Raw genomic sequence first — 12503 nt, 5'->3', positions numbered from 1 at the left:
CCTCGTTTGCCAAACACGGTGGGAAATCCTGCACATACGTGTTGCAAATCTTGCATAGCTTCCCAGATGACATAGACTTCCGAATGAATCGTCCGCGCAACGGCGATGTCCCTGCCAGGCAAATCCCTGCTTCGCGCCGCCCTAAATCTGGGGAGCTGAAACGTGCCCAGTCGAGTCCAGGCTAAAGTCGTGATCATCGGTTCCGGGCCGGCCGGTTACACCGCCGCGATCTATGCCGCGCGAGCCATGCTCGAGCCGATCCTGATCCAGGGCATCCAGCCCGGCGGGCAGCTCACCATCACCACCGATGTCGAGAACTATCCGGGCTTCGCCGACGTCATCCAGGGCCCCTGGCTGATGGAGCAGATGGAGCGGCAGGCCCGGCACGTCGGAACCAAGATCGTGACCGACCTCGTGGTCGATCTCGACCTCAACCAGCGGCCGTTCCGGCTGACCTGCGACAGCGGCGACGTCTACATCGCCGAGACCGTGATCCTGGCCACCGGCGCGCAGGCGCGCTGGCTCGGCATCCCGTCGGAGCAGACCTACAAGGGCTTCGGCGTCTCGGCCTGCGCGACCTGCGACGGCTTCTTCTATCGCGGCAAGGACGTCGTCGTGGTCGGCGGCGGCAACACCGCGGTCGAGGAAGCGCTGTTCCTGACCAACTTCGCCGCCAGCGTCACCATCGTGCATCGCCGCGATCATTTCCGCGCCGAGCGCATCCTGCAGGAGCGCCTGTTCAAGCACCCGAAGATCAAGGTGGTGTGGGACAGCGAGGTCGACGAGATCTGCGGCAGCGACAGCCCGACCAAGGTCACGCATGTCCGGCTGAAGAACGTCAAGACCGGTGCGCTCAGCGAGGTTCGCGCCGACGGCGTCTTCATCGCGATCGGTCACGCGCCGGCGACCGAACTGGTCAAGGACCAGCTCCGGCTGAAGCCGTCGGGCTACGTCGAAGTCGCCCCGAACTCCACCGCGACCTCGGTCCCCGGCGTGTTCGCCGCGGGCGATGTCGCCGATGAAATCTATCGCCAGGCCGTCACCGCCGCGGGCCTCGGCTGCATGGCCGCGCTGGAAGCCGAACGCTTCCTCGCCCTGCGCGCCAGCGAACGCCAGGCGGCGGAGTAGACATGGCTCGACACCGCGACGGGTTCACCGATATGGATTGGGATAAGCTCAAGGTCTTCCACGCCGCCGCCGAAGCCGGCAGCTTCACCCATGCGGGTGAGCAGCTCGGGCTGTCGCAATCGGCGGTGTCGCGGCAGGTGAGCGCGCTGGAGCAGGAGCTTTCGGTCTCGCTGTTCCACCGCCACGCCCGCGGCCTGATCCTGACCGAACAGGGCGACCTGCTGTTCCGCACCGCGCACGACGTGTTCATGCAGCTCCAGGCCGCGCGCGCCAAGCTGACAGACAGCCGCGAACGGCCGAGCGGAGATCTCAAGATCACCACCACCCCCGGCCTGGGCATTCACTGGTTGGTGCCGCGGCTCGGCGAATTCACCGCGCTGTATCCCGAGATCCGGATCTCGCTGATCGTCACCGACGAAGAACTCGACCTGTCGATGCGCGAGGCCGACGTCGCGATCCGGACCCGCAAGCCGACCCAGCCCGACCTGATCCAGCGCAAGCTGTTCTCGATCGGCTTCCACGCTTATTGCTCGCCGGAATACATCAAGCATTTCGGCACGCCGCGGACGCTCGAGGAACTCGACAATCACCGCCTGATCATGTTGAGCGACAGCCAGGTGCCGCCGCATCTGCAGAACCGGAGCTGGCTGGTCGACGCCGGCCGCAACGGCTCCGGCCCCCGCGAGCCGTATTTCAAGGTCAACAACATTCTCGGCCTGGTGCGCGCCTGCCAGCAGGGCCTCGGCATCGCCGCGCTGCCGGACTACCTGGTCGAAGATCCCAACCGGCTGGTGCAATTGTTCGGCGAGGAAGATTCAATCCAGCTCGACACCTATTTCGTCTATCCGGAAGAGTTGAAGACGGTGGCGCGCGTGCAGGTGTTCCGCGATTTCGTGGTCAACAAGGCGCAGCGCTGGCCGAGCTGAAGGCCCCGGTCCCCGCATGACTGACATGCGGGCGCCCTGCTTGCCGCGACTGGCGTTCGCAGATCAAATGGCTCCACGCTGAGGGTTCGCACTACGCATGTCCCCCTCCTCCAGTGGTGTGGAGTCTCAGTTATCCCTCTTGGAAGGTGATTGTGTCGGCCCTACTTGGCCACGACCTTAGCCGGGCTCCCTCGCGAGCCCGGTTTTTTTTGGGGGGAACGTGCCGCGGCTCGATGAGACCCGTTTCGTCGACGATGGCGGGATGCCTGTCCAGATCGACGACGGCGCGGACAGCACAGTGCTCGGCCGACCTGCAACGATGAACGCGCGGGATCCCGCGCGCGCCTTAGTCGAGTGAACTCACGCGGCCTGCTTGTGCATGGCACCGCCGGCCGAGCCGGCCCCACGGATCGCCTTCACCGAACGCTCGATCGCGGCCCAGAGACGGTTGATCTCGTAGGCGGCGCGGCCTTCTGCCGCATATTCGCGGGCGCCCTGCCCCTCGCCGAGCGCCATCAGCAGATCGGCGCGGTTGGTGATCTGGCCGCCCCAGACCGGCGCCTTGAACTTGGCCAGCGCATCGCGGGCGATCGTCACGATCCGGCTTTCACCCTCGCCGCGCAGAGCCGGTGCACCGTTGAGCACGATGGCGTAAGGCTTGCGGTTGGCACGACAGGTCTGAATCGTATCCTGCACCGCGTTGACGTCGAACACGCCCGGGCGCGCCGGAATGATCACCATCGTCGCGTTGCGGATCGCGTCCTCCACCACCGCGGACAGATTCGGCGGCGTGTCGATGAACACCCATTCGATGCCGTCGCGCTTGGCGGATGCGATGATCTCGCCGACCGACCGCGTCGCGGTGCGCAGCGGCGGCTCATTGGTACCACGCAGCTTGTGCCACAATGTCAGCGACCCCTGAGGATCGGCATCGATCAGCAGACACGGGCGCGACGCTTTGTTGACGTGAGCAGCCAGATGCGCGGTCAGGGTACTTTTCCCGGAGCCGCCCTTACGCGAAGCAAAAACGATGACATTCATACGATGGCCTCCCATTCACCAATAGTTGACAAAGGTGAATCAGGACGCTGATTCGTGAAAGACAAAATTGCATGCAGCGAGTCATACCTCGCCGAATTGTATCGGCAGGTTGGCTTTTGAGTCACACTAATCGCTTGCCATGCCGGCGTATCAAGCCTTAGCGCGCGATTCGCCGGCAGAGTCTGAAGCCGTCATGACGGAGTCCGGGTCCTGAGCAGCAGCGAACGGAGTGATATCGACGCCCTTCTTGCGTTGCCGCGCCACCCATTTTCGTTCGAGCCAGCCCAGCGTGCGCGCGGTCGGCTTCTCCAGCGCAGGCACATCCTGTGCGATCAGGACGAGACCCAGCGGCAACATCCACAATCCCAGCACCGGAAGGAAGCTGAACACGCCGCCTCCGACCAGCAACACCCCGACGGGCAGCCGGACATATTTCGACGACGGCTTGCGCAGCCACCCGACGAAGCCGGCGGGCTTGGGCGGCAGCTTCGACTCGAACCAGGCCATATGGCGATCGAGTTCAGCACGATGGTCGGTGTCGTTCAGGTTGTTGTTCATCCATAGCAGATAGGGCCCCGGCGGGACCGTTGCCAGAGCAGTTTTGGCGGGAAACCCGCATCCGCCCGGGCTCGTGCTGTCAGCGGAATTCGCGTTGAGCAGGCTTCTGCGCGCGTTTCGACCTGGCGACAGCTGGATTGGAACGAGGCGCTTTGGCCGCCCGGGCGCGCGGCGGCGGCCCAAAATGGGCGCGGCATGCGGGCGTGAGCCGTGTCTTGTTTTGGACCATGCAGACGGTGATCCGATCGACATCAGGCACGAACGCACCGCACAATCGCATCGCGTCTCCGGTGCAGGCCTGCTGCTGATCGGCGGTATAGGCCACAGCGCCTGTCGATGCGAACTGCAGGGCCGCCGCCACCAGCAGAGCCCCAATCCAGCCGTCCCGTCCAAATCCGATCATGCGCCCCCCGCTGTTCTCGAGCCGCGATCATTGTCGCGAACCGACAATGGTGCGGAAGTCTGAGGCAACCGCGCCGACAGCGCAAGCTGCGGCGCAGCGGAGGCTCTCCCGATGGGGATGGATGGGGCAAGTCACGCCTCGTTCGCGCCGACGCCTCGTCGATCGAGAAGGCGCTGCCCTTTGGCCGTCACCTGGTAGCTGCGATACGTCGACCCAGGCGAGACCACGGCGACCAGTCCCTGCGACACCAGATGGTCGAGTTCGAGACGCTGCCCCGCGTTCAAATCGCGGCCTGCGGTGCGCGCGATATCGGCCAGCACCGCGACCGCCTCGTCACTCGGCTCGCTTCCCACCATGAAGTGGCTCTCCCCAGTTGCGATACGCCGTCCCGCGGCCGGCCCGGTCTCAGCCTTTGACGATCCGCTGTGCGCCGGTCTTCTTCAGCGCGGCCTCGACTGACGGCTCTTCCGACTTGTTGCAGCTGATCGACACGTCGATCGCTCCGCTCAATTTCGGCGAGCTCTGCTTCTCGACGCCGGGATGGCCGCTTTCGGCATCGGCGCCGGCGACCTCGGACCCGGAGCTATTCGCCGCGCCCCGCGCCGTCACGGCGATCGCCGCGCGGTCGATGCCATATTCCTGTACGAGCTGCTCGACGGCGAGCTCGGCGCCGCGCCTCGTCGAAAATTCTCCGCTGATGGCCTGCTGCACGTCCTCGTCTCCTTTTCGTCACAAATCTCTCGCCCGCGGCGGCACGCGACAACGCGCGTTCAGATGAACGGTTTCCCGCCCGTCACCGCGACCGTCGTCCCGGATGTGTAGCTCGAGCGGGGATCGGCGAGCATGACATAGGCCGTCGCCAGTTCGGCCGGTTGGCCGGCGCGCTTCATCGGCACGTTCTTGCCGAAATTCTCGACGACCTCTTCCGGCATGGTGGAGGGGATCAACGGCGTCCAGATCGGCCCGGGCGCGACCGCATTCGCGCGGATGCCTTTCTCGGCGAGCAGCTGCGCCAGCCCGGCCGTGAAGTTCTGGATCGCCCCTTTTGTCGTCGCATAGGCGAGAAGCGAGGGGTTCGGCGCATCCGAATTGATGGATGCCGTATTGACGATGGCGCTACCGGGCTTCATGTGCGGCACCGCCGCCTTGGTGAGATAGAACATCGCGTGGATGTTGACCTTGAACGTCAACTCCCATTCCTCGTCGCTGATGTCGCCGATGTCCTTGAACGTCGCCTGGTGAGCCGCATTGTTGACCAGGATGTCGACACCACCGAGTTCATCGACCGCGCGCGTCACGACCGACCGGCAATGCGCCGGATCCTGCAGATCGCCGGCGACCAGAACGGCCTTGCGACCCTCCTTCTCGACCAGCGCTTTCAGCTCCGCTGCGTCTTCCGTTTCGTTCAGATACGAAATCAGGATGTCGGCCCCCTCTCGCGCATAGGCAATCGCCACGGCGCGACCGATGCCGCTGTCGCCGCCGGTGATGAGAGCTTTCATGCCCTCCAACCGGCCGGCCCCCTTGTAAGTCGTCTCGCCGTGATCGGGGCGCGGGTTCATCTCGCCGGTCGTTCCCGGCATCGATTGCTGCTGCTTCGGATAGGGCGGCTTCGGATAGGTCGACGGCATGGCGGGCTCCTCCAGGGTCGGGATCAATCGAACGGAGCGCGTGTCGTTCCGATCCGCCGGCGAAACCGCTCGACGGCGGATCGGCGGCCGCGGCTGCGCCATTGTGTCCGATGCAGCCGTCGCCTGCGCAGGAACCGTGCGTCTCGTCGTGGTTTGAAGCCGCACAATGCGGATTCGTCCGACGTTCAGCGTCCGATCAGTCCGCGCGATGCAGAAAGGAACACTCGATGAAACGCGCCGCCATCGCACTGAGCTGCCTCACGCTCGCTGCGCAGATATGCCTGCTCCCGACCCAGGTTTCCGCCCAGCCGGCGACCAATCAGACCGGCTCCGGCGCTGCCGTGAGGATCAGCGCGGACACGCAGAAATTCATTCAGCAGGTCACGATCTCGGATCTGTTCGAACTCGCGACCGCCCGGCTGGCTCTCGCGCGCGGCACCGACGCGCAGAAGGCCTTCGCCAACCGAATGATCGAGGACCACGGCAAGACGTCGGCCGAACTGAAGCGCTTCATCGTCGTCGGCAAAGTCGACATCGACGTGCCGAGCCAGCTCGACAGCGCGCATCAGGGCAAATACGACGCCCTGAACAACGCGCGCGGCGAGGAGTTCACGGCCTTGTACACTGCGCAGCAGGTCGAGGCGCACAATCAGGCGATCGCGTTGTTCGAACGCTATGCGGCCAATGGCGACAACGCCGAATTGAAGGAATGGGCGGCCAACACCGTGCCGGCGCTGAAGCACCATCTGCAGATGGCGCAGGCGCTCGATCGCCAGGGCGGGCAAGCGGCGGCTCCGGCATCCAAGTAAACAGCCTCGACCCGCTGCCGCCAGGATGTCGCGGTCGTCTTCGCACGATCCGATCATCCGCTTCGCGGGTGCTGCTGGAGCAGGACAACGGCTTCGAAGCCGTCACGCTGCTCCAGCTACTTGTTTCCGCATCATGCCTTTCGAGGCTCATGCGCCAAGTGATGCCGCTCCCGATTGGTAGCGGCTGAGCGACAGCGCCCGCGCGTCGATCTCGGGCTCGACGCTCCGAAGCTGATCCACCGCGACGCGCGCCGCGCCGCAGGCCATGGTCCAGCCCAGCGTGCCATGCCCGGTGTTCAGATGCAGGTTTGCGAGGCGGGTCGGCCCGATGATCGGCGGCCCGTCCGGCGTCATGGGCCGCAATCCGCTCCAGAACGTCGCCTGCGACAGGTCACCTGCGCCGGGAAACAGATCGGTCAATGACCGATCCAGCGTCACTCGGCGGTTCGGCCGCAGGCGCGGCTGGTAGTCGCCGATTTCCGCCGTCCCGCCGACGCGGATGCGATCGCCGAGCCGGGTGATCGCGACCTTGTAGCTCTCATCCATTACGGTGGATCGCGGCGACGCCGGTTCGTCGACGATCGGAACGGTGATCGAATAGCCCTTGACCGGATAGACCGGAATATCGATGCCGAGCGGCCGCAGCAGCAACGGCGAAAAACTGCCGAGCGCCATCACATAGCGGTCGGCGACGAACCTGCCCTTGTCGGTCGTCACCCCGGCGACCGCGCCGCCCTGCGCATCGATACTCCGGATCGTCGTTTCGTAGACGAAATTCACACCCAGCGCGGCCGCGGCCGCCTCCAGCCGCTGCGTGAACAGATGACAATCGCCGGTCTCGTCATCGACCAGTCGCAGGCCGCCGACGAACGAATTCTGCACCGCGGCCAGTCCGGGCTCCGCGCGAATGCAGCCGGCCCGATCCAAAACTTCGAACGGGACATTGTACTGACGCAGGATCTCGACGTCTCCGCCGATCGCATCGAGCTGCGACTGCTTGCGAAACAGCTGCAGCGTGCCCTGGCTGCGCTCGTCGTAGGTAATGCCGATATCAGCGCGCAGAGCGCGCAGACAGTCCCGGCTGTATTCGGCGATGCCGACCATCCGCGACTTGTTGAGCGCGTAGCGGCTGGCGGTGCAGTTGCGCAGCATCTGGACAACCCAGCGCCACATCGCCGGGTCGATCTGCGGCCGCACCACCAGCGGTCCGTGGCGATCGAGAATCCATTGAATCGCCTTGCGCGGCACGCCCGGGCCGGCCCATGGCGAAGAATATCCGGGCGAGACTTCGCCCGCATTGGCGAAGCTCGTCTCGAGGCCGGGGCCGGGCTGACGGTCGATCACGGTGACCTCGAAGCCGGCCTTGGCCAGATAATAAGCCGTCGTGACGCCGATCACGCCGGCTCCCATCACCAGAACTTTCATGGCATCAGCGCTTTCATGGCATCGTCTCTTTTTTGGAGGTCACTGTCCTGCGGCCGGTCGGCGGCATCGCGATAAATCCGTCGAAAGCGATCGCCGAGGCTGGTCAGGATTTCGTAGCCGATGGTGCCGCTCGCGGAGGCGAGTTCGTCGACCGACTGATGCGGACCGATCAGTTCGATCTCTGCGCCACGCCCGAGGCGCTCGGCCGGCAGATCACCGAGATCGACGGTGATGCTGTCCATCGACACCCGTCCGGCGATCGCAAGGGCGCGGCCCTCGAAGTACACCGCGCCGGCTCGCCCCAGCGCGCGATGCAGGCCGTCGGCATAACCGATCGACAGCGTCGCCAACCGCGACGGCCGTTCGACGCGGAAATCCCAGCCGTAGCCGACGTGATCGCCGGCTTCGATCTCGCGCGTCTGAACGATCGCGGCCGCGAGCCGAACCACCGGCCGCATCGGGTTGGGCCGGGACGACGTGGGATTGATGCCGTAGAGCGCCGCACCCGGCCGGGCGGCGTCGTAGTGAAAGTCGGGGCCGAGAAAGATTCCGGACGAATTCGCCAGCGACTTCGGAATCCCTCCGAAGCGATCGGCCAGCGCACAGAACCGCGCCCGCTGATACGCATTCGCCGCGTGATCGGCGACATCGGCGCAGGCCAGATGGCTCATCACCAGGCGAATATCGATGCCGCGCAGGCGCGCGTGCGAAAGCTCGTCAAGTTCTCGTGGCGAGAGCCCGAGCCGCGACATGCCGCTGTCGATCTGTACGATCGCCCCCAGCACGCGGCCCGCCTTGCGCGCGCAGGCCGACCAGTCATCGAGTTGCGCGAGCGAATTGAGGACGGGCACGATGCCTGCATCGGCGCAATCGTCTTCGCCGCCGCGCGGCAGCCCGTTCAGGACCACGATCGATGCGTCGGGCGGCAGATGCGGTCGCAGATCGAGCGCCTCATCGAGATGGGCGACATAGAAATCCCGGCATCCGGCGCCATAGAGCGCCGGAGCGACCTGGCGCGCACCCAACCCGTAGGCATCCGCCTTGACGACCCCGCCGCAGCGGACCTTCGGTCCTACCATCTCGGCCAGACGGCGATAATTCCACCGGATGGCCGCCAGATCGATCGTCAGCGTCGCCCCGGCATGACGATGCCCCAGCCTCATCTCGACGCTCACGTCCCCATCCTCTGCCAGTGTCGCCTGCAACAGGATGTCAGGAAGAGCGCGGTGGTTGTTGGCGAATTTTTATGGTAACCGTCCATTCAACGACGGAATTCTGCGCAATCCGCCGGATTTAGTCGATATTCCTGCAGAAGAGGCGATTTGGCGTCATGACGACCGAGACCGATCCGATCGACCGAAAGATCCTCCGCCATCTCGTCCAGGACGCGCGGATCAGTCAGGTCGTCCTCTCCGAACGGGTCGGGCTGTCGCCGACGGCTTGTACGCGACGGATGCTCCAACTCGAGAAGACCGGCGTCATCAGAGGATACTCGGCCGACGTCGACGCCGCCGAGCTCGGCTTCACGATGACGGTGCTGGTGCACATCACGCTGGACAAACAGAGCGAGGATGCGCTGTCGGCGTTCGAACGCGAGATCGTCAAATGCCCCGACGTGGTGTCCTGCTTTCTGATGTCGGGAAACGACGACTACCTCGTGCAGGTGCAGGCCCGCGACATGCAGGACTATGAGCGCATCCACAAACAGCATCTGTCCCGCATGCCTGGGGTGTCGCGCCTGCATTCGAGTTTCGTCATGCGCAGCGTCATCGAGCGCAGCATCTCGCCGGCCGCGCTCGGCGGTTAGCCCATCCCGGCGCCCATGCGATAAAGCCGCCCCCCCCCCCGGGACAGCCGCTCCGCACTGCTGCGATCTGACCGCCGCGGGCCTTGAGTTCATGATTCCGGCGCAAGCACCTGTCGCGACGCGGCTGTCGCAACGACGCTGCGCAGCAGCGCGATGAACCTTTGCTGGAGAGGATAGCTGACGGCGCCTTCGAGCTGAAGAATGCCCATCATGCGCGAACCAGCCTGCCCCCGCAGCGGCCTCGCGACGGTCGCGACGTTCTGCATGTTCCTGACTGCGCTGGCCGGCAGCAGCGCGACGCCGAGACCCTTCGCGGCAAATCCAAGGGCCGTCGCCATGTTCGTCACTTCATAGGCGGGCACGATGGCGATGCCCTCGTCCTCGAAGGCCTGGCTCGCCGCCAGACGCAGACTGGTCCCCCATTTCGTCAAGATGAGCGGCCGCTCGGCGAGAGCCGCGATTGGAATTTCGTCCAGCGAGGCCAGGGGGTGCGACGACAGCATGACGGCGAACAGGTCGTCGCTGAACAATCCCTCGAACGTCATGCCACGCTCGAGCATGCGCGCGCTGGTCAGGCCGAGATCACATCGCCCGACTTTGACGGCGGCGATCAATTCCTGCTCGACGGCTTCAAAGATCTCAAAGTGAACGCCGGGAAGCTCGCGGCTGAACTCGGCGATCACCTCGGGAAGCAAATGCTCGGCAATCGACGGAAGCACCCCGATCCTGAGTTGACCGGTTCGCCCGGCGGCCAATTGCGCACATTTGACGCGGACCTCGTCGGCCATGGCCGCGAGACGCTCGAAATCCGCGAGCAGTTCCGAGCCCGCCGGGGTCAGTTTCACCACCCGGGTCGTGCGGTCGAACAAAGCAAGCCCGACACGATCTTCCAACTGCTTGATCTGAATGGAAATACTCGACTGGGACGCCGAAACCCGGTCGCCCGCGACACGAAAACTGCGGTGCCTGGCCACAGCGAGAAACATACGAATCTGTTTCAGGGTCGGTTCAGCCATTAATTCGATTCTCGAAATCAACGATGCTACTAATTCATTTGTAATATATTTAGGCATGCCCAACAATAGGGCTCAGGTATTTGGAGGTTGGCCGCAAGGGCTGACGACAACGAGCTTGCGACACATCGCAAGGGGTGACGGGGAAGTTCATGAGCAGCTTGAGACTGAAATCGTGCGTAGCCGGCCTCCTTCTGGCGACCACCGCAACTTTCGCGCAGGCCGACACGCTTCGCGTCGTTCCGACCGCGCCGCTTCAGATCCTCGATCCGTTGTCCACGACGGCCTACATTACGCGGGACCATGGCTTCATGGTCTACGACACCCTGTTCGGGACCGACCTCGAGGGGAAGGTGCATCCCGAGATGGTGGAAAAATACGCCGTCGACGAGGCCGCCACGACCTGGACCTTCACGTTGCGCGAAGGGCTCGCCTTTCACGACGGCAGCCCGGTGACCTCTGCGGACGCCATCGCCTCGTTGCAGCGATGGCAGTCGAAGGACACCCTCGGCGGCAAGATGAAAGCCCGGACGACCGCCATGACCGCGGTCGATGACCGGACCTTCCAGATCAAACTGTCAGCGCCGTTCGGCCCTATGCTCACCGCCCTCGGCAAGCCCTCGGCGATCGTTCCGTTCATCATGCCGAAGGCCGTGATCGACGAGGCCGGCAGCGGGCCCATCACCAAGATCATCGGGTCGGGTCCTTTCAAGTTCGTCGCAAACGAATTCAAGCCCGGCGAGCGCGCGGTGTACGTCAAGAACGAAGCGTACAAGCCGCGCAGCGAGCCGGCGTCGGGAACATCCGGCGGCAAGGTGGTCAAGCTCGACAAGGTCGAATGGATCTTCCTCAAGGACGCCCAGACCGCGGTGAACGCGCTGCGCAACAAGGAGATCGACTACATCGACCAGCCTTCCTACGAGCAGGTCGCCGACCTGCAGAAGGACCCCAACATCGATATCGTCAACCGTCCGCTGTCGCTCTCCTTCGTGATGCGGTTCAATACCCTGACGCCGCCGTTCAACGATCTCAGGGTGCGACGTGCGGCAATGCTCGCCGTCAACCAGGACGCCGTCCTCAAGGTGCAGATCGGCGTACCCGGCGCTTATCAGAGCTGCGCCTCGGTCTATCCCTGCGGAACGATCTATTCGAGCACGCCGGACAACTACACCGGCAAACCGAATTTCGCCGAAGCCAGGAAGCTGCTGGCTGAGGCCAAATACGACGGGACGCCGATCGTTATCCTCGATGCGCCCGAGGTCCGCGTTCAAAGCAAGACCGCGCCGATGATGTCGGCCCTGCTCCAGCAGGCCGGCTTCAAGACCCAGCTGCTTCCGCTGGATTGGGCGAGCTGGCTGCAGAAGCGGACCAACACGGCGCCCGCCAAGGATGGCGGCTGGAATCTGTTCATAGCCGCCTGGTCCCCCTACGACCTTACGGTTCCGATCTCCTCGGCGCCGCTGACCGCGAACGGCAGGGCCGGATGGCCCGGCTGGTTCGAAGACGCTCAGGTCGAAGCGCTGCTGGGCCAGTTCATCAATGCCCCGGATCTGCCCGAGCAGAAGGCCATCGCGACCAAGATTCAGACTCGCATCCTGGAGCAAGGCGCGATCGCGCCGCTCGGCCAGGCGGATCAGTTCAGCGTGATGCGAAAGGGCTCGCTCGAGGGCCTGCTGCCGCGGATCGCCTCGACCGTGTTCTGGAACGTGTCGGTGACCGGCAAGTAACCGGACCGGCAAGTCACGCAGCTCCAACTTCGGCT

14 protein-coding genes are annotated in these 12503 nt (G+C 64.5%); 5 read left to right on the top strand and 9 right to left on the bottom strand.

From position 1 onward, the window contains the following. Positions 1-162 precede the first annotated feature (162 nt). Together trxB and RPB_RS07605 are read left to right on the top strand one after the other, a co-directional pair. A complete protein-coding gene (gene trxB / locus RPB_RS07610) occupies positions 163-1128 on the top strand; it encodes a thioredoxin-disulfide reductase (protein ID WP_011440410.1) in 966 nt (321 codons plus the stop codon). Between the two features lie 2 nt (positions 1129-1130). Beyond that, positions 1131-2054 (top strand): LysR family transcriptional regulator, encoded by a 924-nt coding sequence (locus RPB_RS07605; protein WP_011440409.1) that lies wholly within the window; start codon positions 1131-1133, stop codon positions 2052-2054. Positions 2055-2414: 360 nt separating this feature from the next. Here RPB_RS07605 and RPB_RS07600 read toward each other — a convergent pair whose 3' ends face one another. The 6 genes from RPB_RS07600 to RPB_RS07580 all read right to left on the bottom strand — a co-directional run bounded on the left by RPB_RS07600 (position 2415) and on the right by RPB_RS07580 (position 5687). Further along, positions 2415-3095, bottom strand: coding sequence for a ParA family protein (locus RPB_RS07600; protein WP_011440408.1), 681 nt, complete (start codon positions 3093-3095; stop codon positions 2415-2417). A 150-nt stretch (positions 3096-3245) separates the two neighbouring features. Beyond that, positions 3246-3653, bottom strand: a complete 408-nt coding sequence (locus RPB_RS07595) for a hypothetical protein (RefSeq protein ID WP_011440407.1) — start codon at positions 3651-3653, stop codon at positions 3246-3248. Between the two features lie 79 nt (positions 3654-3732). Continuing rightward, positions 3733-4056, bottom strand: coding sequence for a hypothetical protein (locus RPB_RS23995; protein ID WP_011440406.1), 324 nt, complete (start codon positions 4054-4056; stop codon positions 3733-3735). A 131-nt stretch (positions 4057-4187) separates the two neighbouring features. Continuing rightward, positions 4188-4412 carry a hypothetical protein gene (locus tag RPB_RS07590; RefSeq protein WP_011440405.1) on the bottom strand — a complete coding sequence of 75 codons (225 nt, stop codon included), beginning with the start codon at positions 4410-4412 and terminating at the stop codon, positions 4188-4190. Positions 4413-4461: 49 nt separating this feature from the next. Next, a complete protein-coding gene (locus RPB_RS07585; protein WP_011440404.1) occupies positions 4462-4767 on the bottom strand; it encodes a hypothetical protein in 306 nt (101 codons plus the stop codon). Positions 4768-4826: 59 nt separating this feature from the next. Beyond that, positions 4827-5687, bottom strand: a complete 861-nt coding sequence (locus RPB_RS07580) for an SDR family oxidoreductase (protein WP_011440403.1) — start codon at positions 5685-5687, stop codon at positions 4827-4829. A gap of 227 nt (positions 5688-5914) precedes the next feature. On the opposite strand from RPB_RS07580, the gene RPB_RS07575 reads away from it, so the two are divergent. After that, entirely contained in the window at positions 5915-6496 is a 582-nt protein-coding gene (locus RPB_RS07575) for a DUF4142 domain-containing protein (protein ID WP_011440402.1), read from the top strand. Between the two features lie 147 nt (positions 6497-6643). Here RPB_RS07575 and RPB_RS07570 read toward each other — a convergent pair whose 3' ends face one another. Both RPB_RS07570 and alr read right to left on the bottom strand, forming a co-directional pair. Beyond that, positions 6644-7921, bottom strand: coding sequence for a D-amino acid dehydrogenase (locus tag RPB_RS07570; RefSeq protein WP_011440401.1), 1278 nt, complete (start codon positions 7919-7921; stop codon positions 6644-6646). Next, on the bottom strand, positions 7918-9084 hold the full coding sequence (gene alr, locus RPB_RS07565; protein WP_011440400.1) for an alanine racemase: 1167 nt from the start codon (positions 9082-9084) through the stop codon (positions 7918-7920). The genes RPB_RS07570 and alr overlap by 4 nt, the downstream gene beginning before the upstream one ends. Before the next feature lie 167 nt (positions 9085-9251). Between alr and RPB_RS07560 the strand changes: the two genes are divergently transcribed. After that, the gene (locus RPB_RS07560; protein ID WP_011440399.1) at positions 9252-9728 is read left to right on the top strand and encodes an Lrp/AsnC family transcriptional regulator; all 477 of its coding nucleotides are present in this window, start codon (positions 9252-9254) and stop codon (positions 9726-9728) included. An 89-nt stretch (positions 9729-9817) separates the two neighbouring features. Here the strand turns inward: RPB_RS07560 and RPB_RS07555 are convergent, their stop codons facing one another. Next, entirely contained in the window at positions 9818-10744 is a 927-nt protein-coding gene (locus RPB_RS07555) for a LysR family transcriptional regulator (protein WP_041798062.1), read from the bottom strand. A 149-nt stretch (positions 10745-10893) separates the two neighbouring features. Here RPB_RS07555 and RPB_RS07550 point away from each other — a divergent pair, with 149 nt between their 5' ends. After that, a complete protein-coding gene (locus RPB_RS07550) occupies positions 10894-12468 on the top strand; it encodes an ABC transporter substrate-binding protein (protein WP_011440397.1) in 1575 nt (524 codons plus the stop codon). Positions 12469-12503: the final 35 nt, after the last annotated feature.

The sequence above is a fragment of the Rhodopseudomonas palustris HaA2 genome (assembly GCF_000013365.1).
GTDB classification, from domain to species: Bacteria; Pseudomonadota; Alphaproteobacteria; order Rhizobiales; family Xanthobacteraceae; genus Rhodopseudomonas; species Rhodopseudomonas palustris_J.
This window is presented reverse-complemented; position numbering and strand designations above follow the sequence as displayed.

Excerpts from the sequence above, each read along its gene's own strand:
- RPB_RS07605 (WP_011440409.1), top strand. The coding sequence starts at position 1,131 with ATGGCTCGACACCGCGACGGGTTCACCGATATGGATTGGGATAAGCTC.
- RPB_RS07600 (WP_011440408.1), bottom strand. The coding sequence starts at position 3,095 with ATGAATGTCATCGTTTTTGCTTCGCGTAAGGGCGGCTCCGGGAAAAGT.
- RPB_RS07595 (WP_011440407.1), bottom strand. The coding sequence starts at position 3,653 with ATGAACAACAACCTGAACGACACCGACCATCGTGCTGAACTCGATCGC.
- RPB_RS23995 (WP_011440406.1), bottom strand. The coding sequence starts at position 4,056 with ATGATCGGATTTGGACGGGACGGCTGGATTGGGGCTCTGCTGGTGGCG.
- RPB_RS07590 (WP_011440405.1), bottom strand. The coding sequence starts at position 4,412 with ATGGTGGGAAGCGAGCCGAGTGACGAGGCGGTCGCGGTGCTGGCCGAT.
- RPB_RS07580 (WP_011440403.1), bottom strand. The coding sequence starts at position 5,687 with ATGCCGTCGACCTATCCGAAGCCGCCCTATCCGAAGCAGCAGCAATCG.
- RPB_RS07575 (WP_011440402.1), top strand. The coding sequence starts at position 5,915 with ATGAAACGCGCCGCCATCGCACTGAGCTGCCTCACGCTCGCTGCGCAG.
- RPB_RS07570 (WP_011440401.1), bottom strand. The coding sequence starts at position 7,921 with ATGAAAGTTCTGGTGATGGGAGCCGGCGTGATCGGCGTCACGACGGCT.
- alr (WP_011440400.1), bottom strand. The coding sequence starts at position 9,084 with ATGAGGCTGGGGCATCGTCATGCCGGGGCGACGCTGACGATCGATCTG.
- RPB_RS07560 (WP_011440399.1), top strand. The coding sequence starts at position 9,252 with ATGACGACCGAGACCGATCCGATCGACCGAAAGATCCTCCGCCATCTC.
- RPB_RS07555 (WP_041798062.1), bottom strand. The coding sequence starts at position 10,744 with ATGGCTGAACCGACCCTGAAACAGATTCGTATGTTTCTCGCTGTGGCC.
- RPB_RS07550 (WP_011440397.1), top strand. The coding sequence starts at position 10,894 with ATGAGCAGCTTGAGACTGAAATCGTGCGTAGCCGGCCTCCTTCTGGCG.